We start from the raw sequence: 21,679 nt of genomic DNA, 5'->3' as shown, positions 1-21,679 counted from the left end.
AAGTTATGATTAATGAGGTGAGATAATGAGCACGAAACAAAATGAGATGGAAATCCAAAAATTAATTAATAAGTACTTTGATGAAGTGATTACCTCAAGTGGAATTGATGCAACAAAACGACCAGATGTTGCCTTACAATGAGCGAAAGAAAAAGAACTGTGGTCAAAAGAACAAGATGCTGAATTACAGCGCCAATTACTACTTCAACTTGAGCAAGCAAAATTAACTGGAACAAATCAATCTTTAATAAAAAAGCACTTAAAATTAAAAGATTTACAGCAAATTAGACTCCAAGAACTAAAGTTGCGGGAAGAGTATTTAGCAACTTTAAATCAAAAGCAAAAATTGCCGCGAATTACAAAAAAGGATTTAAATGCTGATGTTAAAATTAACCAAGATTCTGAACAATTGAACCAAGAAACAATGGCTTTAAAAAAGAAAAACGCAGTTGATGATCAATCATATGGCACAATGTTTATGCAACAAATTGCCCGGACATTAATGGATGAATATGAAATGTATCACCAACCCCCGGTTGTTAAGCTTCCAAAAGTTAAGAAAGTGAAAAAACCACGTAAACTATTTACTAAAAAAATAGTTTATAAAAAAGGACCGCGGTCAAAATGATAATAATCACTTTGATTATTATTTTTTTATCCCTATTTTTAAGGGTAAATAAAATAAATATAATATTATAGATAATTTATAAAAAAAATCAACATTTTAGTAAAAACTATTTAAAAAATGTAAGAAATTTTATATAATGTAATAGTAAATAAAAAAAGAGGGTAAAAAAATGGCAAAAGAAAAAAATAGTAATCAATTATTAACAGAAAATATTAATTATGGTAATATTATTGATCCTAATCGTGATCCTGGTGAGTTAGTAGATAAAAAATTAACTCCCACAACGATTAAAGCCTTATTAGGAAAACTTGATAAAAATAGTCAAGAATTTAAAACTTTACAAAAAAGATACCATGATGAAGTTGCTGGTACTAAAAAACCAGGTGTAATTCGCTTGAATAATGCTTCACATTGAGAAAAAGCCCGTACTAAGAGCCAATTTATTAATCGTGATTATCAAAATGACTATAAAGAAAAAACCGAAGCTAAACTTGGTTTATTAGTAAAAAAGCCAGGAAAAAATCTTAAAACTATTTCAACAGTTAGTGCTAATGAAACTATTAAATTATTAGAAAAAACTGCTAAAGTAAAGGAAAATTTAAATCCAAAACCAGTAAAAATAAAATCTGTTGTTAAGCCAAAAACTGACAAGAAAACCTTAGAAACTAATTTAATTAAGCCACCAGTTCAAGCGGAAAAAGACCTTAATACTGAATTAGCAAGACAAGGAAAACAAGAGGTTAATAGTAACTATAACGAAATGTGAAAAACTAACTTTACTAGCAAAAATAAAGGGGAAGTGAAAAAGGAAAATGACGAAATTCAACGTCAATATCGTCCTGTTCTTGCCACACAATTATCACAAATTAAACGTAATGGTTTATCAATTGTTGATTTTATTATTGAACCAGATGATAAAATTGAAATTGAAAAAAAAGAGGATGAAATTTTAGTCCATTTAATAAAAGACCATAAAATTGAAATTGAATTTGATGAGTTTTTTGCTAAACCAGAAGTAATTGAAAAACCAACACCAGTTAAAGTAATTCGTAAAGAACAAAAACGCTTAACATTAGAAGAACACATGTTAAAACGACTAGAAAGTAAAGCAAAAGTAGATCAACTAGAATTGTTAGAATTACAACAGTTAAAAAATCTTCGTCAAATTTTAGGGATTAAGGAAGGTGATTTTGAAACACAACGTGAAATGACAAGATCACTACAAACAGAATTAATTGCGGAAATCTCAGAAATGGAATTACCAGATGCTGAAATTTATAAGCAAACAGATTACAACTATGTTTTTGATGCTGAGAAGCGACCAAATGTTACAAAAAACAAAAAAGAAACATTTGAACAACAAATTTTAAATTATTTATTAACAGTACAAGAACAATATGAACAAGGTTATAATCGCCAAATTTCACAAGAGTTAGCTGATTTTAATCAAGCAATTAATCAAACAAAATCATTGCTGTTTAATTCTGATATTATTGAAAACCATAAACGTGCCAACACCCTATTGCGATTATATGTTAAATTATTAAACCGCAAACAACAATTAGAATTATTGATTTTAAATCGCCATTTATTAAAAAATACAGAATTTAGAGCTGATATGGAAGGCTTTGTTCGTTCACAAAAAGAGTTTCAAAAGTTATTAATTCTGCAAGAAACAATTAAAGATACTCGTCAACAATTAATTGAATTATTACGTGAACAAACTCAATTAGCAAATAAATTTCGACAAGAAAACAAAAAATAGTTTATAATATTAATAAATAACACGAAGTTATTTTTATTAAAAACAATCAGTAAATGAGGGATTATTTTGCCAAAATTAGAACTTAAAAGTCGACATGTTTACCGTCTTAAAGATGAATCATTAATTTGTATTGATCGTAGTCATAAAAAAAGGTTATTTTTTAATTCACGTAATGAAAATAGTAACTATTTGTATTACCGAATATATTTTGAAGACCAAGTGGCAGATATTGCAAATCGTAAAGAATATGTTTTATTAAAAAATATTAAGTTAAATAATAAATCTTTATATTTATTTACTAATGAATTGTACCTCTTAGATTTAAACGAAACTCCTGAACCGTTAATTATTGACGAAGTTCATATTCGCTTAAATGATCATCTTCTTTCATATTCAAAAGAGTTAACACAACAATATAATAAAAACTTGCTTGAGCAATTAATTAATAATGAAGAAGAAGAATATCGCCAAAAACGTACGAAACGTAAAAACCGTTAAGAAGAAACAAATGTTTCTTTTTTACTTTAAGGAGAACTAAGCCATGACTAAATATCGTTGAAAAAAAGAAGTAAATCAGAGTCGCCAAGCGTTAAAATTAGCGCCATTAACCTGAAAACTTGAATTAAAACCGGAAAATTATAAGGATTTAGATAAAGTCGTTAAAAAATACTTAAAAAACGTTAATTACTATTGATATTTTAAAAATGTGGCGTTTTATGATGAAAAAACAAAATTAACATATTATTTGCCCCGCATTCTCTTAACACGAAAACATTTATATGTTTTTAAAGCCAAAATAATCTCGCTGGAGGGGGAATTTGTTTTAACAAATCCTGTTTGAAGTAACGGCAACCAAAATATTTCTTCCCCAATTGTAACCCAACAATTTGTTATTAATCAGGTGTTAGAACTTTTACAGCAAAAACAATTTTTAGCAACTTGTGTTATTAATTTACAATTATTAAAATACTCTGAGCAAACATCCTTTCAAGACTTAACAAAATATAGTAATATTCATATTTTAAATACCCAAGAATTAACAGGAAGTGATATAATTAAGCATATCGAAAAATATGATGAACTTAGTTCAGATTATTTAGCTGATGAAACAATTTTTTCTTTACATAAGATTTTAACAATCCATAGTAATAAGAAAAATCATCAGATTAAAAAACATTGATTATATTGTTTATATCATTTAATTTAAAGGAGAATTATCGTGTCAAAACGAAAAGAGCGCTTAAACGCTATTAACTTATTATATCGTCATTTTGTCTTAAATCATGATCTTACTATTACCCGTCAGGAAGCGTTTGATTTTTCACAAAGTATTACAACTATTGAAGAAAGTAATAATTTTGATCAACTATTAGAACATTTTGATGAGATTATCATTTTAATTAATCAAAATTTAGCTGAAGATTGAAATTTTGAAAGACTAAGTAATTTTCATAAGGCAACGTTAGTTTATAGTACATATGAAATTAAATATTTAAAGGTTGCCCGGGCAATTATTATTAATGAAGCATTAGAAATATTAAAAAAATATGGTGAATTAACAGAACTTAATTATATTAATAAAGTTCTTGATCAAATTTAAGGTTAAATTTCCCATTAAATTATCCTAAGTTAATTGTAGAAAAGAGGGAAAGAATGGCTAGTGTTAAAACATATACTGTTAGTGAAATTAATAAATATTTGAAAACCATGTTAGAACAAGATAATAATTTAATTAATATTGCAATTCAAGGTGAAGTTTCAAATCTAACGCGCCATAGTACTGGTCATCTTTATTTTACAATTAAAGATAAAGATTCTCAACTAAAAGCAATTATGTTTAATTTTAATGCCAAAAATTTAAAATTTAGTTTAAAAGAAGGTTTAAAAGTAGTTGCGATTGGGACAATTAAGTTATATGAACCCTATGGCACTTATAGTTTACAAGTAAATGTCTTAACTTTAGATGGTGTTGGTGAACTATACCAACAATATGAAGAATTGAAAGTTCGTTTAGAACAACAAGGGTGATTTGCCCAGTCCCTAAAACAGCCAATTCCTCGATTTCCAAAAAATATTGGTGTTATTACTGCCCCAACTGGAGCGGCAATTCGGGATATTATTACCACAATTCATCGCCGTTATCCGCAAGTTAATATTTATCTATTTCCTTGTTTAGTCCAAGGAAAAGAGGCAAAATATGATATTGCTAATAAAATTAAGTTAGCTAATAATTTTGATGTTAGATTAGATGTATTAATAGTTGGCCGTGGTGGGGGAAGCATTGAAGATTTGTGAAGTTTTAATGAATTAGCAGTTGTTGAAGCAATTTATCAGTCACCAATACCAATAATTTCAGCGATTGGGCATGAAATTGATTTTACCTTGGCAGATTTTGTCAGTGATTTACGGGCGCCAACCCCAACTGCTGCTGCTGAATTAGCAACTCCGAATCAACAAGAATTATATCGTTATTTACTACAACAACAAAAAACTTTAATTAGTATTATTAAAAACAATGTTGATAAAATCGCCCAGCAAGTACTTACATATAAAAATAATCAAGTCTTAAAAAACCCTTTGCAAATTTATGAACAAAAATTGAATAGTTATCAATTAATTGAAAATAAATTTGTTCATTTAAAAGAAACTTTTTTTAGTCATAATTTAAATCAAATTAAAAATTTTGAAACTAAAATAATAACTTTAATAGTAAATCTTTTAAAACAAAAAAACTATGATAAAAATAACTTAATTGCGAAATTAGATTTATTAAGCCCCTTAAAAACTCTTACCCGCGGTTATAGTATTACTTATTTGGAAACATCAAAAAAAATTATTTTTACAACAAATGCCGTTAAAAATAATGATAAAATTATCACAAGAGTTAATGATGGAATTATTTTTGCCACAGTTGATAAAGTTGGGAAGGAAGAAAAAACGAATGGAACAAAAAAATAAATCATTTGAAGAAATTTTAGATGAGTTAAAAACAGTAGTTAGTGAACTTGAAAATAATCAATTACCATTAGATTTAGCAATTGCTAATTTTGAAAAGGGGATTAATTTAACAAAGCAAGCTGAACAACAATTACAAGATATTAAAAGCAAAGTAACAAAAATTGTGCAAGATAACAAAATTAGTGACTTTTCAGTGACTGAATAGGAGTTAAAGATGGCCCAAATTTTTGAACGTAAAGGATGACTTAAAAAAAATAATCTAAAAATTTTGCACCGGTTAAATAAATTACAATTAAACTGAATTATTTCGCGTCATTTTAAACCTTTTGACAAAAAAGATTTAATTATTAAAAATTTTGTTTATTTACTTCGATTAGCAAATTTAAATGAACAAGACTATTTTGATAGTATTATGTTAATTAAATTATTATTGATTTACTATCATCTTCAGCATGTTAAAAATAGTAAAGTCCAAGCACAAGGAGAACAAATTTTAAAGGTATTACAAGATTTAGGTCAAAAAGTAATTAATAATAAATTTGAATTTAATTGAGAAGCAAAGATTTTTGAGCAAAATAACTTAAATGATAAGACAGAACGTTATTATAATTTTCACCAACTATATTCTATTATTGCCCAAATTTATGTTCAACCATTTTTACAACAAGAAAATTATCAATTATTTTATAACTATGGCTATTTAGTAACTTTTTTAATTAATTTAACAGTTATGAAAAAAATTTTTAAAGATTATGAAAATGTTGATCTTTACAAAATTAAGTTAAATGTTATTTGAGAATATCAATATGCTATCGCCAAAATTACACCATTATATTTTAATCAATTTATTCAACGCAATAATTACTTTTTAAAAAAATACTAAGGAGTCCAAATAATGAAGCTAGCAGATTATTCAAATTTTAAAGATTTAAAAAACCTCAAAACCAAAGCGTTAATTGAATTAGCTGCTGACCTTCGCCAAGAAATTATTGAAACAGTTACAAAAAATGGGGGTCATCTAGCTAGTAATTTAGGAGTTGTTGAATTAACAATTAGTTTATTACAGAATTTTGATTTAGATAATAATGATATTATTATTTTTGATACTGGCCATCAAACCTATACCTATAAAATTTTAACTGATCGTAAAACAACATTTAGCACAATTCGTTTACGCAATGGCTTAGCTGCTTTTCAACATCCCCAAGAGAGTAAATATGATTTTTTAGCTAACGGTCATGCTGGAACAGGATTATCAATTGCGATGGGGTATAGTTATAATCCCAAGTATAATAATATTATTTGTGTCCTTGGTGATGCTGCTTTTACTAATGGTTTAACTTTAGAAGCTTTGACCCATTTAGGAACAATTAATAACAAAATTATTATTGTTTTAAATGATAATGGGATGAGTATTTCAAAAAATATTAATATTTTACATACTACTGTCAGCAAAGTTCGTCGCGGTTGATTTTATCGATGGAGTGTTAAAATTGCGAAAGTAACGAAGTATATCCCACCCTTTACAATTTTTTGATTGGGATATTTATTAGTCGAAAAAATAATTCACGCCTTTGTGATTCCAAGTATTTTTGCTGGATTTAAATTAGATTATATTGGTCGCATTAATGGTCATAATTTTAAGGAATTAAAAAAAGGACTACAAGCGGCAAAGAAAACCTCTGGGTCAGTTGTAGTTCATGTTAACACCAAAAAAGGATATGGGTTTGGATTGGAACAAGAAGTCCAAGAGCGATATCATTCTTATAGTTTAGTAAGCCAGCATGATCACGAATGAAGTTATTATGTTGCCCAACAATTGGAAAAAAGTTTTCATCAAGCATCAGAAAAGTTTTATTTAATTTCAGCCGCGATGCAGTCATCGTTATATCTTGAAGAATTTATGGATAATAATAAGAACTACTGTATTGATGTAGGTTTAGCTGAAGAGCACGCTGTGGCACTGGCATCAGGATTAAGCCTTGATGGGCAAAAAGTTGTGGTAAGTATTTATTCAACTTTTTTACAACGTTGTTATGATCAAGTTTTACATGATATTATTCGTAATCATTTACCAGTTATTTTTTTAGTTGATCGCGCCAGTTTATCACCAGGTGATGGAGATAGTCATCATGGGATTTATGATGTTGGTTTTTTAAATAGCATGGGAGATTTAGCGATAATTGCCCAACCAGCAACTGATCAAGAATTTAAGCATTTATTTGTTTTAGCCCTTAATAATAACAGAAATCCGTTTTTTATTCGCTATCCAAAATCAGGGATAACTTTTAGTTCCCCTGAGACTTTTGTTCCCTTTGCGATTGGCAGTTGAGAATATCAAATTAAAACCCCGCAAGCAGACTATTTGATTATTACTTATGGGAACAATATTATTAAAGCCCAAACAGCAATTACAACAAGCCAAGGGGATAACATTGACTTGGTAAATGCTCGTTTCATTAATCCCATTGATGAAACGATGTTAGCAACAATTTTTGCCCATCAATATAAAAAAATTATTATTTTTGAAGAGGTTTTAGCGCAAACAGGATTGTATAGTAAAATTGCTAGTTGTTTTCCAAATAATCAGCAGTTTAATCTAGTTCATTATGGTTTTACCAATGGTTTAACTAATGATTATCCTGCTGATATTACAACAATTATTAAAAATTTGATTGGGAAAAAAGAAAAACAGCAATAATGCTGTTAAAATTAATTTGTTAAATATTGATTAATTTAAAGGAGCCACAAAAAGATGAAAACTTATCTTAATAAGGAAATTGATAAAACTAAAATATTATTGGCGAAATTAGTGGAAAATAACCTAGATGGGATTTTATTTCATTCACCAGAAAATCGTTTTTGATTGTCAGAATTTATGTCATCAGAGGGGTATTTACTATTTGCTAAAACCCAAACAACATTATTTTTAGATGGTCGTTATATTACTGATGGCCAAGCAAAAGCGAAAAATGTTACAAATGTTGCTGAAATGATTACTAATAATCCCGGAGGATTTTTACAAATGCTAAAAGAGAAACTAATAGCTAATAATATAAAGAACCTTGGCTTTGAAAGTAATTTTTTAACTTATCAACATTATCAAGGTTTACAAAAACAACTTGCCCCAATTACTTTAGTTCCAATTGATTTTTCGGAATTAAGAGCAGTTAAAACAAACAAGGAGATTAGTGCTTTAGCGCAAGCTTGTGCAATTGGGGATTTAGCTATTGAAAATGTTTTAGCAGTTATTAAACCTGGCATGACAGAACGCGAAGTTGAACAAGTGATTATTAATACTTTTATTAGGGAAGGGGCCGAAAAACCAAGTTTTGATACAATCGTTGCTTCTGGGGAACGAGGAGCATTACCACATGGTCGAGCCACAGAACGAGTAATTCAAAATAATGATTTAGTTACAATTGATTTTGGTTGCATTTATAATGGGTTTTGTTCGGATACAACCCGGACAATTGGGGTTGGCCAACCTAGTGCAAAACTGCAAGAAATTTTTCAGATTGTTTATGAAGCGCAAGATGCGGCCATTAAGGCAATTAAACCAGGGGTTTTGACTTCAGCAATTGATCAAATTGCTCGCGATTATATTAAGAGTAAAGGATATGGTGAATTTTTTACTCATTCAACAGGTCATGGAGTTGGAATTGAAATTCATGAATTTCCCCGTGTTTCTCCTTTTTGCCAAGTACCATTAGAACCAGGGATGATTATTACCGTTGAACCGGGGATTTATATTCCTAATCTTGGTGGAGTACGGATTGAAGACGATATTTTAGTAACAGAAACTGGCTATGAATTATTAACAAAATCTGATAGAAAATTGATTTTAAAATAATGTTTAAAAATAAGTGAAAAATTAGTCTTCTCATCGTCAGTTTGTTGATGCTCTTAGTAATTGTTTTGTCGCTAATTATCTTAGGAACAACTGGCAAAATGATTAATACGGAATTAGCAAGCCAGTGGAATCAAGCGTTGCTATTTCCCAACAATGATAAAATCGCTCCGGTTGAATATTTATTATCACCATTTTATTTATTACAATTTTCATTAGCAAATCTTTGAACAATGAAGTTTGCAGTAACTCCCCAAACTGTTAGTGATATGATTTTGATTGGCTATCAAATTGGTTATATTTTATTAATTATTGTTGTTCCAATTTTAGGAACAGCAGTTGCTATTTTAATCTTAGTGATAATTTTTCATTCAAATGATAAAAGAGAACTAGTTCAAGAAGCGAAAGAAGAAAAAACATCGCCAGAGGAAATTTTATTAGCAGAAATTAAGCAAAATATGAATGATATTCAAGAGTTTTTAGTTAAACTCCATTATGATGTTAAAGCTTTAAAGAAATTTACAGGTTTAATAACACCAAAAAGTGCAAAACAATCAGTGGCAACAAAAACACATCAAACATTTTTAACGGTAAAAAACGATGATTTAGATGGAATTTTGAAAAAACAAGAACAATTAATATCTGATCAAAATCAGTCACCAGGGGAAAATATTTTACCAAAACTTTCTACCGAACAAGAAGTAGTTAATCGCCCAGTTAGTTTAGTAGAACCAAAAGAATATATTTTGCCAAAACGGGAAGAAAATTTTGTTAATAACTTTCCAACGCAAGAATTTTTATCAACAAGTTTGCCCCAAACCGAAAAAAAATTATCGTTAAGTGCAATATTTGATCGTAAGAAAGTCGAGAAGGTCTTAAATGAACTAGATGAGAACGATAATACAGGAACAGTTGAAATTCAAGAAATTAATTTTAGAGATGAAGTTAGAACAACTGAAGTTGTCAAAGAAAAAGTTGGTTTTGATTTAAATAATTATAATTATAATGAAAAAACCGAAATCAATGATCAAACTGGGGAAGGACTTTATCAACCAGGTGATATGTTATTTTATCAAAATGAAGAATATAAAATTATCCAAGTAGTTGCTAAAAACATTGCTAAAACAGGTCAATTTTTTGAGTTAACTTTACAAAGTAATAAAGACGGGAATATTATTACAATTTATCGTAAATAATTTTTAATAGAACGTTAAAAAAACTCATTCATAATTGAATGAGTTTTTATCTTAAATTAAATTAACTTCGTATTTTTTGCTTTGTTAGAAATAATGGCAAACTAATAATTGCAATACCAACGAAAACACTATAAATTATTAAAATTATTAGATTATTAGCATTAAAAGTAATTAATAGCGGTAAACAAATAGCACTAATTAATAAACTGATAATAGCATTACCAAAAACGTGTTGTACCATCATCGCTAGATTAAAGTTATGAGCGGGAACTATTTGGCTAATTTCAGTTTTTTGTTTACGTTGCATGATTCCAAGGCTAAATCCTAAGCCAAAAAAACCACAACCAAGTCCTAAAATTAAATATAGTCAAGCAAAAAAGTTGCTTGTAAACAAAGTAGTTATTAAGAAAGTACTAAAAAGCAATGCTAGGCTAATGAAACTAATAATAGTTATTAGTAACCGATAACTGTTATTATTAATCTTAAGGGTATAACCTAATAAATAAGCACTTTTTCGAATAAAATATAAGACCCCAATTACAATAATTAAAGTCGGCGTTATTGGGAAAACTAAAATTGGTAAAACATAACCAAAAAATTCAATTATCCCGTTTAAAAAACTGCTTGTAAATAAATATTTTTGGAAATCCTTATTTTTTAAAAGTTCTTTGAAATTAGTATCTTTTAAATTAAAGGTAATATTTTCACCTTTAATATCTTGATTAGTTAAAACTAAAATTAAATTAATTAACCCAAGAACTCCTAAATAACTTCCAAGAATAATGTTTTGCATTTGATCTTTTGTTAAGAACATAATAAGAAAGGGGATTAAAATTAATAACACCAACCCCAGGTTAAAAATCAGATTGGGATTAAATTTAATTTCATTTTTAATTGTATAACTACGAGTTATTTCCATAGTAAAGGGAACTAACCCGGCGGTAAAAATCCCTATTAAGATTAAATTAATAATAAATAAAGCTAAATAATTATTAGGATTAAAAGCATTAATAATCATTAGGGTTATTAAAAAGATAAATAAGAAACAACTATTTATTTGCAAGACTTTTTGATTACCAATTTTTGTTTTTAACCGCATTCAAAGTGGGGTTATAAAAAACATCATTAATGGTACTAGTAAAAAAAGTCACATTCAGTTTAATCCAAGGTTAAAATAAATTATTGTTGGGAATAACGAAAAAATTGTGCCCACAAGAGCTCCTTGCCAAAAAAGGGTTATTTTTCAAGGAATCATTTTATTCTTCATATGGTACTCCTTTCTGTTTTAAAATATTTTTATTATTTTGTTTGCGTTGATACAAATTAACTCTCTTAACAGTTAAAAAGAATTTATTAAAAATAAAAGGTCATTTATTTTGATATAACATTAAAACGCGTCAAAAAAGCGGATATAAGGTAAAGGGTAAAATTAAATATAAAGTAAATAAAATATCATCTTTTAAGGTATTTTTTAAGAATAATACATTTGCCGTTGAAACATTATAGATTAAAAGTCATACTAAATAATTAGTTAATCGCATTCCTAAAATTAATACTGGCATTAAGATAATTAAGATTCATCATCATCGAATCAAATATTTTCGTAAGATAAAAATTAAAATCCCATAAAGATTAAATAACAACATGATGAAAACCATTTCAATCATGGCTTCTGCTAACAAAAATTGTAGCATACTACTGATGTTAATAATGCCAAGGGCAATATTATAACGAAAAACAATTGTTGTGATAATAACCATAAAGGGTAAAAAATTAAAGCCTGGAAGGAACCGAAAAACTAAGTTTAAGACAAAAGTAAAACTACTTAATAAAGCGATTATAGCTATTTCAAAAATGAGTTTAAAAGTAACACCACAATTTGAATTTTTTTCGATCATCAATATCTGTCGCACTTTTTTAATCAAAGTGCAACATTGAGACTATCAGGGAAAAACAATTTATTGTGGCAGAAATTATATGTTGATTTAAAAAAGTTTTTTTCATTTTTTGCTCTCCATTTTTTTTATGATAAATATAAAATTGTTATTAATTATTAAAATTTTTCCTTGTTTTTCCTAACTAAGTTATAAAACATCATCTCGACTTTTAAATAAGTATTTTTTCATTTGTTTACCCTCTTTTCGGAATAATTAAGTTAAATTATTAATGTTATTTTATCAAATTTTTTAAGGTTTGTTTCATCTTTTACGGTATAATTGAAATGCATGGGAGGAAACATTATGAAAAAACCACTAGTAATCATCACAGGAGCATCATCAGGAATTGGCAAAGCAACTGCCATTGCTTTTAGTAAGGAAGGTTATCCGTTACTGTTAATTGCTCGGCGTAAAGAATTGTTAGAACAATTGCAATTACCAGAAGCAATTTGTGCACAAGTTGATGTGACTGATTTTGAAAGTTTAAACAAAGCAATTAAAGCGGCCGAAGCACAATATGGACCCGCCGATTTATTAATTAATAATGCTGGAATAATGCCATTAGATAAAATTTATGATCAACCATTAACTGATCAATATAATTTAGTTGATATTAATATTAAGGGTGTTTTAAATGGCATTCATGCTGTTGTTAATGGGATGAAAGAACGTCGGCACGGAACAATTATTAATGTTTCATCAGTCGCTGGCCGTTATACTTTTGCTAATCATAGTGTTTATTGTGGAACAAAATATGCTGTTCACGCTATTAGTGAAGAAATTCGCAAAGAATTAGGACCATTTAATGTCCGAGTTAGTGTTTTAGCCCCAGCTATTGTTGATACCAATTTATTAACTTCTGTCAAAAATGCTGATATTTTGGCAAGTTATCAAGCAACTAAAAAAGCAATTGATAACGGTCTAAAAGCTGAAGATTTAGCGGCAATGATGTTATATCTTTATCAATTACCACAACGCATTGCGATCAAAGAATTAGTGACATCAGCAACAAATGACTTGTGCTAATTCACTAATAATTATTAATTTTCAATCAGGTTATGATAATTTCAAAGGAGAAAAAAATGAAAAAAGCAATTGATACAATTAAAATACTAGGAGTTGAAGCAATTAATAAAGCAAATTCAGGACATCCCGGGATTGTTTTAGGAGCAGCACCAATGGCTTATACGCTATTTACAAAGCATTTACGAGTTAATCCAAGTGTTGATAAATGAATTAATCGTGATCGCTTTATTTTATCAGCTGGACATGGGACTGGCTTATTATACCCATTATTACATTTATCAGGATTTGATTTAACAATTGATGATTTAAAAGCTTTTCGTCAAGTTGATTCAATTACCCCAGGCCATCCTGAGTCACATTTAACACCGGGAGTTGATGTAACAACAGGGCCATTAGGGCAAGGATTTGCAATGGCGGTTGGAAGTGCCTTAGCAGAGACCTTTTTAGCAGCAAAGTATAATCAAGATAAATATCCCTTGTTTGATCACTATACTTATGTATTATGTGGAGATGGGGATTTGCAAGAAGGCGTAACCCAAGAGGCATTATCTTTAGCGGGGCATTGAAAGTTAAATAAATTAATTGTTTTATTTGATTCAAATGATGTTCAGTTAGATAATATGACATCTGTTGCCCAAAGTGAAAATATTGCTGATCGTTTTGTTGCTGCTAACTGAAACTATTTAAAAGTTAAGGATGGTAATGATATCCAAGCAATTGATGAAGCAATTAATCAAGCAAAATTAAGTGATAAACCAACTTTAATTGAAGTTAAAACAATTATTGGACAAGGGGCAACAAAACAAGGAACACCAAATGTCCATGGGTCCCCATTAGGTCATGATATTGAAACATTTAAATCCAGATTAGAATGAACAGAAAAAGACTTTGCTGTTCCGACTGAAGTTTATGATGATTTTGAAAAAAATGTTAAAGAACGTGGTGAAACCGCTTACGAAATATGAATTAAGCTTTATCAAGAATTTTGCCAAGAATTTCCAGAAATCGGCGCTGAAATTGACCGCGCAATTCATGGTGATTTTACAATTAACTTAAAAGATTTTACCGATTTAATTCCAACTCAGCCACAAGCAACTCGTATTAGTAGTGGGACAATTGTTGACCGAATTTCACAATTATGCCCAAATTGAATTGGGGGTAGTGCCGATTTAACTGGTAGCACAAAAGCAAAGGGAGCGGATGGAAATTATAGTCATGACCATTTAACTGGGCGAAACATTAATTATGGAGTTCGTGAATTTGCAATGGGAGCTATCAATAATGGAATTTATGCTCATGGGGGATTATTGCCATTTGCTGGTGGTTTCTTTGTTTTTGCTGATTATATGAAACCAGCAATCCGCATGAGTTCATTAATGGAATTGCCAGTGATTTACATTATGTCTCATGATTCGATTGCTGTTGGAGAAGATGGCCCAACCCATCAACCAATTGAACAGTTAGCCATGTTAAGAGCGCAACCGAATTTAAATGTTTATCGTCCAGCTGATTTTAAAGAAACATTAGGGTCATATTATCAAGCGTTTCAGACAAAACATACGCCAAGTTCGATTTTAATTACCCGCCAAAATTTACCAGAATTAAGTGAAACTAGTGCTGAAAAAGTTAATCTAGGAGCATATAAAGTTTATGGAAAAGATACAAATAATAATATTGTAATTTTAGCAACCGGAAGTGAAGTGCATTTAGCAATTGCTGTTGCGCAAAAACTGGAGCAAGAAGAAAAATTACAAGTAAAAGTTGTTTCAATGCCATCATGAGAGTTATTTGAACAACAGCCAGCTGCTTATCGTGAAAGTTTAATTGAACCAACAGCTTTTAAAGTATCAATTGAATTAGGATCAACATTTGGTTGAGAACGTTATACTTCAAATAATGGTTTAAATATTGCAATTGATACTTTTGGAAAATCAGGACCATTCCAAGATGTTTTTAATTACTTTGGAATTGGTGTCGATAATATTACCAAAAAAATTATTGATAGATTATAAAATAAAAATTAATTATGGTAATGTTTCTTTTAACTACAATATTTTAATAAAAATCTTGCTAGGTTATTATTAAAATAAACAGTTAGAAGAAACATTTTTATATATTTAAAAGTGAAAAAAATATGAGTTTTGCATGTATTTATTATTTATTTTTTAATAATATTAATTTTCCCAACATTTATCAAAAAATATCTAAATAAGAATGTTTTTTCTATTTTTTTTTTTTTTTTCAAGGAATACTTTATAATTACAGATAGTTATTTTTTTATTGTATCATTTGGAGGTGAATTAAATATGGAAAACAAAGTGCAAGTTTTTTTTGATAGCATGTGTAATAGTTGTCAGTATAAGTTTAAAAAAGTTATTAACGTTGCTAAAAAGAATGCATTAAAAGACTTATACGATTTGCAAGTATTTCTTTGCACTGTTGATAAAAATCGAAGTATTAATGAAGATAATGGGGTTGTTCCATTAGCTTTTATTTTTTGCAAACAAGATTCTTATGTTTTCTTTTGAAAAGAGGATTTATATAATGGTGATGGTTCATCTAAAATTAAAATTTTTAATAATAGACTGATATTATCCCAAGCAACAATTGATCGGATTAAAGAGCATAATGCTAATAATAATGAGTTAACAGTAGTTAAAAAGAAACAAACCCAAGATATTACTTCAAAACTTATTAGTGAAAATAATACTTCAATTGTAAAGCATTTTAATCGGCAAATGGTAATTATGAATCGCCAAAATTTATTACATTCGCTAAAAACTAGAAAAATGATTTTAAGTATTGTTTTGGTAATTATTTTATTGTTTGCAACAACGGGTGGAGTATTGGGTTGATATTTTAGTCGTTTAGAAAATAAAATAATTAACGTTCAAAATCCTAATTATAATTGACGAATTAATTTGAATGAGCATTTAAAAGATAGAGACTTAGGGGGAATTGACAATAATGTTGAAGAAACTATTTTAGCTGCGGTTAAAGTAAAGAACTCTGTAGTTCAAATTGAAGACTTGTATGTTAAAAATGCTACTAAAATTTCAGCAACAGTTGGGGTTAAATCATCAAGTAGTTTATATGATCCTAATTCTTCTGTTGATGTTCATTTTGTGGCAAGGTATGTAACATTGGCAACTGATGTAAAGCAACGAAGTTTTCCAGATGTGAATCTTGACGAAAAGCCAGAAAGAGAAGAATTAATGGCCATAATTTTTGAGGCAAATAAGGAATTAAGAACAGGACAGGTCAAAATTAAAAACATTCAAGGAGCTAATGAAATTGTCACAGCAGATTTAACTGTTCTTAAAAGTAGTGACCGATATTTGCCAACTGATACTTTAAAATTATATTTTAGTAGTGATAATCGGAAACTATTAGCAGAAGTTTTAACTAATCAAGAATTAGGGGATATTATAAATAAGAAGCCAGAAACTATTATAGATAAAATTAGAGAATTAAATCCAGAAGTCTATGTTGATGAAATTGAATTTGTTGCAGATTCTATTACTAGTAAGCAAGCGTTAATTAAAGTCAAAATGGACAGTACAGATTATATTGTAAATAATGATGTAATTAAAGTTAATTATCGTGTTTTTAATCCAAATATTGGAACGATTAAAGGAAAAGTAAAACAACCAGCTGATAAAAAATTTGATAATAACGTGGAATCTATTGTACAAATTAAAAATGATGTAATATTAGCAGCAACATGAGGCAGCACTATTTATCAATTGAATTCTAATGGGACTATTATAGAACAAGTAGAACAACCAGCTGATAAAAAATTTGATGACTTTCTTACAGCACTTGTTAAAATTTCGGATAATATTATTTTAGCCGCAAGTCTTAAATCAATTTATCAATTGAATTCTAATGGGACTATTATAGAACAAGTAGAACAACCAGCTGATAAAAAATTTGATGACTTTCTTACAGCACTTGTTAAAATTTCGGATAATATTATTTTGGTGGGAACAGCAAAGGGCTCAATTTATCAGTTAAATCCAGATGGAACAATCATAGTACAAGTAGTTAATAAAGGATTTGATGACCGGATTTCCTCGCTTGTTAAACTTTCGAATGGCACTATTTTAGCTAGTAGTGGGAATTCAATTTATCAGTTGAATGAGGATGGGACAATTAAAACAAAAGTAGAACAACCAGAAGGGAAAAAGTTTGATAATTATCTTGAATCGTTTGTTCAACTTTCGGATGATACTATTTTGGTTGCAGATAAGAATTCAATTTATCAGTTGAATGAGGATGGGACAATTAAAATAAAAGTAGAACAACCAGAAGGGAAAAAGTTTGATACTTATCTTCAATCGCTTGTTCAACTTTCGGATGATACTATTTTAGCCGGGACATGATCATTTGCTGATTTACCTGGTTCATTAGCATCAATTTATCAGTTGAATTGAGAATAAAATTAGGTATAACAATTTATAGAGTCTTTAAATAACGTTCCCAAAAAACAGGAGCTAAAGCTCGCAGTGATAGGGGAATAACAACTTGCGATATGGGATAGGAAAAAATAAATAAATGAATAAAGTTATAAATTAAACTATATAGTCAATTACTATATCCTGGTCAAACTGAATCTGGAAAAGCAGTTGTTCAAATAAAATAACCCCCAATTACTTGCCATAAATAAATGATTAAAAAAATAGTAATACATAGAATAAAGTAGTTAACATAGGTAATATAATTTTTATCTTTTTTAACCGCAAAGCGCATTACCCCGGCTAGGGCTGGAGTTGTCATTGGCAAAAAATAATCTAATAAATATGACCATGGGGAAATAATATAACCTGCTTGAATAAAAAGCAATGACATTAAAGCACTAATAGCTCCTGTTATTCAACCAGCTAAACTAGAATGTAGAAAAGCAATGATAATTAAAGGAATATATTTTAAAGCTAATCCTCCTCCAAATGGGAGATTAGGTAAAAAGTAACTTTCAACATATCCTAGAGCGATTGTAAAACTAGCAAAAAGGGCAATTAAAACATAATCAAATGTTTGTCATTTTCAAAATCCTAATTTAATTTGGAGGTGTTTTCAAAATGATTGGTTAGTTATTTCCCATTTAATTTCTGAACGATAGCGTAAATAAATCACACAATTAAAGCTTAAATTAATTAGATTTAAACCTATTATATTTAGCATCACAAACTGCATTTTATAATTCAGATATTCATCTTTTGTACATAGCCAGCTACTAATTGTATATAAAACATTAAAAATTAAACCAAGGGTAGTAAAGGCAATTAAAAATTTTTTCAAATTACCAACAGTTTCCAAAGTAAGACTAGGAAAGATTGTAATTAATTGTTCATAATTGAACGCAACAAAAATAATGAAAAAGCTTAAAAATAATCCTAGTGAAATAAAAACTAGACTTTTATTAGCAATTAAAATCTTTTTTCACTGTGTTTCTTTTGTTATTGTCATAAAAAAAATCTCCTTACATTAAATTAACTATAATTAACATATGAGATTCAAATTAAATAAAATATCTATTTTTTCGCGATATATGCAATAATTTGAACTTCCTCCGCTAGTATCAACTAGATCAGGTTCTAAGAGTATTTCTCAAACTTATCATTTCAAGATAAGTTACCTCTGTCAATTACCATTTTATCATACCATTATTTCTTAATAAAATTAAGAATATTTAAGTTAATTAATGCTTTGCGCTAAAAAATTTGATAAAATAATCGCATAAGAATTTAAAACTTTTAGATGAGGAAAAATATTGTGATGAAAAACTGATTCAAACGAAAAAAACTTAAAGAGAGTGAAATTACAAGTTTAAAAATAGCTCACTCATATGATGACGAAATTGAAGCAGTTAGTGGTTTTCATTTTAATTATGATGAACCAAGTGATAATAATCCAACTACCGTTGTAAGAACTACTGATGTGATTGGTGAGGTAGTTCCAAAAAAAGGCAAACCAGAAAATATCTCAAATATTTTACAACAGGCTCGTAATAAGATTAATGTCATTAAAAGTGAATCAAATATGAATGAGCATGAAAATCTATTAGAACGCTTAGAGCAACTAAAAAACTTGCGTGATAATGCAACAGCACAGCCAAATGAGTTTCAGCAAATGCTAAATCAAATTAAAGAACGTAATTTTAATGATAGAATGGACTATATTATGTCAAGAATTAATGCCTCACACCGTGATGATCATAAGTATAAAAATAACAAAATTATTGAAAAACAACTTGATGAGGAAGAAGTAATTATTAATGCTAATGGGGAAAAGGTTTTTGCTCCAAAAACATTGCTTGAAAAATCAAAACCTGGGGGAAAGACAAAAAAAGATCCTAAAAAAAGGGATGATGAAATGACGATTACTTTATCAATTGATCAATTACAAAAAATTGTGCGTGATACTGTTGAAGATGTTTTAGTAGAATTAGGGATTAAACAAAAATAAGTTAAAACAGAAAGGATTTTGGAGAATGAAAGTAGCTTTATTTGGTGGGAGTTTTGACCCTTTTCATACTGACCATTTGCAAATTATTAAATTAGTTAAAAGAACATTACCGGTTAATGAAATCTGAATAATTCCAACTAACCAAAATCCTTTTAAAACAAGAAAATTATCGCCAATTGCTGATCGTTTAGCAATGATCAATTTAGCAGTTAGTGATATTCCGTATGTCAAAATTAATAATATTGAATTAAAAAATAACCAACCAAGTACTACTTATGAAACAGTTGTTGAATTAAAAGCAAGTTATCCTGATATTGAATTTTATTTTATTATTGGTTCTGATCAGTTACCGAAATTAGGGGAATGAAATAATATTAACGAATTAATTAAAATTCAAACATTTATTATTTTACAGCGTTTGGAAGAAGTTTCTCCGAAATTACTACAAAAGTATCAAGCTATTACCATTCCTTTTATAAATAATAACTTTTTAGCGGCAACAGATTTAAGGGCAGGTAAAAATTTAGCATTACAAATTCCAGTTATTAATGATTATATTAATGAACATTTATTATATTTACCAGAACGATTAAAATCACAAATGGATGAAAAACGTTACCAACATTGTTTAAATGTTGGTCAAACCGCCCAACATTTAGCTAATATCTATGATTTAAATCCCCAGCAAGCTTTAATTGCTGGGACATGGCATGATGTCACAAAACAATGGTCAAATGAAAAACAGGAAGCCTATTTATTAAAATATGCCCCGGAATTAGTTAGTGAACCAATCCCAACATGGCATGGTTATAGTGCATATTATTATTTAAAACATGAATTACTATTTAACGATGAAGAAATTTTATCAGCAATCAAATGACATACTGTTGGTCATCAATCAATGACAAAATTGGAAATGGTTACTTTTATTGCTGATAAAATTTCAAAAGAACGTCAATATGATGGGGTTGAATATTATCGTGAATTATCAACAATTAATTTAGAAAAAACATTTCAGGAATTAATTATTATGCAATATCAATGCGCAGTTGCCAAGCATGGTCTTCTGGCGATTGGTAAGAATATTATTAAAACAATTTCAAAGTGAGGAAAATCTTAATGAAATTAGTAATTAGTGCAATGGCCGAAGAACTTGGCGAAACATTGGCAAGTTTAGAACCACAATTAATTCACAATAATAATGGTTTAAAAGTTTATCAAAAAGATGATTGATTATTTGCTATTACAAAGATTGGGCAGGTTAATGCAACAATTGCTTTAACAACAATTATTAAAACTTTTGAAATTAGTAAAATTTTTAATTTGGGAACAGCAGGGAGTTTAATCCCAACTGTTAAAATTCAAGATGTTGTTATTATTGAAAAAGCTTATTATACTTTTGCTGATGCAACAGTTTTTGGTTATCAATTAGGTCAAATCCCCCAAGAACCATTTGGTTATCAAAGTGATCAAACTTTAATGACTTGTTTACAAAAGATTGTTCCTGATGTTAAAGTGGGATTATTAGGAACAAGTGATGTTTTTATTAATAGTCCTAACCACTTGGCACATTTACAAGCAATGCCAATCGAAATTACTGTCAGTGATATGGAAGGAACAGCTTTTTTTCAAACAGCTTATAGTTTTAATATCCCAATTGTTGCTGTTAAAATTATTAGTGATCAAGTTTTTACCCCAACTAATTCTAAAGTTGAGTTTAAAAATAATCTATTATTAGCAAGTAAAAAAATTAAAAATATTATTGATAATTTAATGTTATCTTGTTAACTTTTTATTATAATTTAATTAGTAAACTATAAAAAACTTTTTAATCTTAATAAATATGTTTTT

General features: G+C 28.6%; 20 protein-coding genes and 1 riboswitch. Of the genes, 17 read left to right on the top strand and 3 right to left on the bottom strand.

The genetic code is table 4. The features are described from left to right. The first annotated feature begins 25 nt into the window (after positions 1 to 25). The 11 genes from SCHRY_RS02710 (at position 26) to SCHRY_RS02660 (ending at position 10,397) form a co-directional block, all read left to right on the top strand. Positions 26 to 631, top strand: coding sequence for a hypothetical protein (locus tag SCHRY_RS02710; RefSeq protein ID WP_016338936.1), 606 nt, complete (start codon positions 26 to 28; stop codon positions 629 to 631). Between the two features lie 166 nt (positions 632 to 797). Then, a complete protein-coding gene (locus tag SCHRY_RS02705) occupies positions 798 to 2,393 on the top strand; it encodes a hypothetical protein (RefSeq protein WP_016338935.1) in 1,596 nt (531 codons plus the stop codon). A 66-nt stretch (positions 2,394 to 2,459) separates the two neighbouring features. Then, on the top strand, positions 2,460 to 2,891 hold the full coding sequence (locus tag SCHRY_RS02700) for a hypothetical protein (protein WP_016338934.1): 432 nt from the start codon (positions 2,460 to 2,462) through the stop codon (positions 2,889 to 2,891). A 43-nt stretch (positions 2,892 to 2,934) separates the two neighbouring features. Beyond that, positions 2,935 to 3,600: a hypothetical protein gene (locus tag SCHRY_RS02695; RefSeq protein WP_016338933.1), complete on the top strand. Its 666-nt coding sequence runs from the start codon at positions 2,935 to 2,937 to the stop codon at positions 3,598 to 3,600. 12 nt (positions 3,601 to 3,612) lie between these two features. Further along, positions 3,613 to 3,993, top strand: coding sequence for a transcription antitermination protein NusB (locus tag SCHRY_RS02690; protein ID WP_016338932.1), 381 nt, complete (start codon positions 3,613 to 3,615; stop codon positions 3,991 to 3,993). A gap of 53 nt (positions 3,994 to 4,046) precedes the next feature. After that, on the top strand, positions 4,047 to 5,351 hold the full coding sequence (gene xseA / locus SCHRY_RS02685; RefSeq protein ID WP_016338931.1) for an exodeoxyribonuclease VII large subunit: 1,305 nt from the start codon (positions 4,047 to 4,049) through the stop codon (positions 5,349 to 5,351). After that, positions 5,335 to 5,556, top strand: coding sequence for an exodeoxyribonuclease VII small subunit (gene xseB / locus SCHRY_RS02680; protein ID WP_016338930.1), 222 nt, complete (start codon positions 5,335 to 5,337; stop codon positions 5,554 to 5,556). Before xseA ends, xseB begins: the two co-directional genes overlap by 17 nt. A 9-nt stretch (positions 5,557 to 5,565) precedes the next feature. Then, the gene (locus tag SCHRY_RS02675) at positions 5,566 to 6,234 is read left to right on the top strand and encodes a hypothetical protein (RefSeq protein WP_016338929.1); all 669 of its coding nucleotides are present in this window, start codon (positions 5,566 to 5,568) and stop codon (positions 6,232 to 6,234) included. 12 nt (positions 6,235 to 6,246) lie between these two features. After that, a complete protein-coding gene (locus SCHRY_RS02670) occupies positions 6,247 to 8,052 on the top strand; it encodes a 1-deoxy-D-xylulose-5-phosphate synthase (protein ID WP_016338928.1) in 1,806 nt (601 codons plus the stop codon). Positions 8,053 to 8,106: 54 nt separating this feature from the next. Further along, a complete protein-coding gene (locus tag SCHRY_RS02665; RefSeq protein WP_016338927.1) occupies positions 8,107 to 9,204 on the top strand; it encodes a M24 family metallopeptidase in 1,098 nt (365 codons plus the stop codon). Positions 9,205 to 9,251: 47 nt separating this feature from the next. Then, entirely contained in the window at positions 9,252 to 10,397 is a 1,146-nt protein-coding gene (locus tag SCHRY_RS02660) for a hypothetical protein (protein WP_236607980.1), read from the top strand. A 61-nt stretch (positions 10,398 to 10,458) separates the two neighbouring features. Here SCHRY_RS02660 and SCHRY_RS02655 read toward each other — a convergent pair whose 3' ends face one another. Then, positions 10,459 to 11,664, bottom strand: coding sequence for a hypothetical protein (locus SCHRY_RS02655; RefSeq protein ID WP_016338925.1), 1,206 nt, complete (start codon positions 11,662 to 11,664; stop codon positions 10,459 to 10,461). Continuing rightward, the gene (locus SCHRY_RS02650) at positions 11,654 to 12,295 is read right to left on the bottom strand and encodes a hypothetical protein (protein ID WP_016338924.1); all 642 of its coding nucleotides are present in this window, start codon (positions 12,293 to 12,295) and stop codon (positions 11,654 to 11,656) included. The genes SCHRY_RS02655 and SCHRY_RS02650 overlap by 11 nt, the downstream gene beginning before the upstream one ends. A gap of 342 nt (positions 12,296 to 12,637) precedes the next feature. Between SCHRY_RS02650 and SCHRY_RS02645 the strand changes: the two genes are divergently transcribed. The 3 genes from SCHRY_RS02645 (at position 12,638) to SCHRY_RS05565 (ending at position 17,802) form a co-directional block, all read left to right on the top strand. Beyond that, positions 12,638 to 13,360 (top strand): SDR family oxidoreductase, encoded by a 723-nt coding sequence (locus SCHRY_RS02645; RefSeq protein ID WP_016338923.1) that lies wholly within the window; start codon positions 12,638 to 12,640, stop codon positions 13,358 to 13,360. Between the two features lie 56 nt (positions 13,361 to 13,416). After that, positions 13,417 to 15,372 (top strand): transketolase, encoded by a 1,956-nt coding sequence (gene tkt / locus SCHRY_RS02640; RefSeq protein ID WP_016338922.1) that lies wholly within the window; start codon positions 13,417 to 13,419, stop codon positions 15,370 to 15,372. A gap of 294 nt (positions 15,373 to 15,666) precedes the next feature. After that, complete coding sequence (locus SCHRY_RS05565; protein WP_016338921.1) at positions 15,667 to 17,802, top strand: PQQ-binding-like beta-propeller repeat protein; 2,136 nt, start codon at positions 15,667 to 15,669, stop codon at positions 17,800 to 17,802. A gap of 16 nt (positions 17,803 to 17,818) precedes the next feature. On the opposite strand, the gene SCHRY_RS02630 is transcribed toward SCHRY_RS05565, so the two are convergent. Next, positions 17,819 to 18,829, bottom strand: a complete 1,011-nt coding sequence (locus SCHRY_RS02630) for an energy-coupled thiamine transporter ThiT (RefSeq protein ID WP_016338920.1) — start codon at positions 18,827 to 18,829, stop codon at positions 17,819 to 17,821. Positions 18,830 to 18,910: 81 nt separating this feature from the next. After that, positions 18,911 to 19,012: riboswitch (TPP riboswitch) on the bottom strand. 126 nt (positions 19,013 to 19,138) lie between these two features. Between SCHRY_RS02630 and SCHRY_RS02625 the strand changes: the two genes are divergently transcribed. Genes SCHRY_RS02625 through mtnN form a run of 3 tightly spaced genes read left to right on the top strand, consistent with a single transcriptional unit; the run spans position 19,139 to position 21,616 of the window. Continuing rightward, complete coding sequence (locus SCHRY_RS02625; protein WP_016338919.1) at positions 19,139 to 19,828, top strand: hypothetical protein; 690 nt, start codon at positions 19,139 to 19,141, stop codon at positions 19,826 to 19,828. A 25-nt stretch (positions 19,829 to 19,853) separates the two neighbouring features. Next, positions 19,854 to 20,948, top strand: coding sequence for a nicotinate-nucleotide adenylyltransferase (locus tag SCHRY_RS02620; RefSeq protein ID WP_016338918.1), 1,095 nt, complete (start codon positions 19,854 to 19,856; stop codon positions 20,946 to 20,948). Next, positions 20,948 to 21,616 (top strand): 5'-methylthioadenosine/S-adenosylhomocysteine nucleosidase, encoded by a 669-nt coding sequence (gene mtnN / locus SCHRY_RS02615; RefSeq protein WP_016338917.1) that lies wholly within the window; start codon positions 20,948 to 20,950, stop codon positions 21,614 to 21,616. Before SCHRY_RS02620 ends, mtnN begins: the two co-directional genes overlap by 1 nt. Positions 21,617 to 21,679 lie beyond the last annotated feature (63 nt).

It is taken from the genome of Spiroplasma chrysopicola DF-1 (assembly GCF_000400935.1).
GTDB lineage: Bacteria > Bacillota_I > Bacilli_A > Mycoplasmatales > Mycoplasmataceae > Spiroplasma > Spiroplasma chrysopicola.
This window is presented reverse-complemented; position numbering and strand designations above follow the sequence as displayed.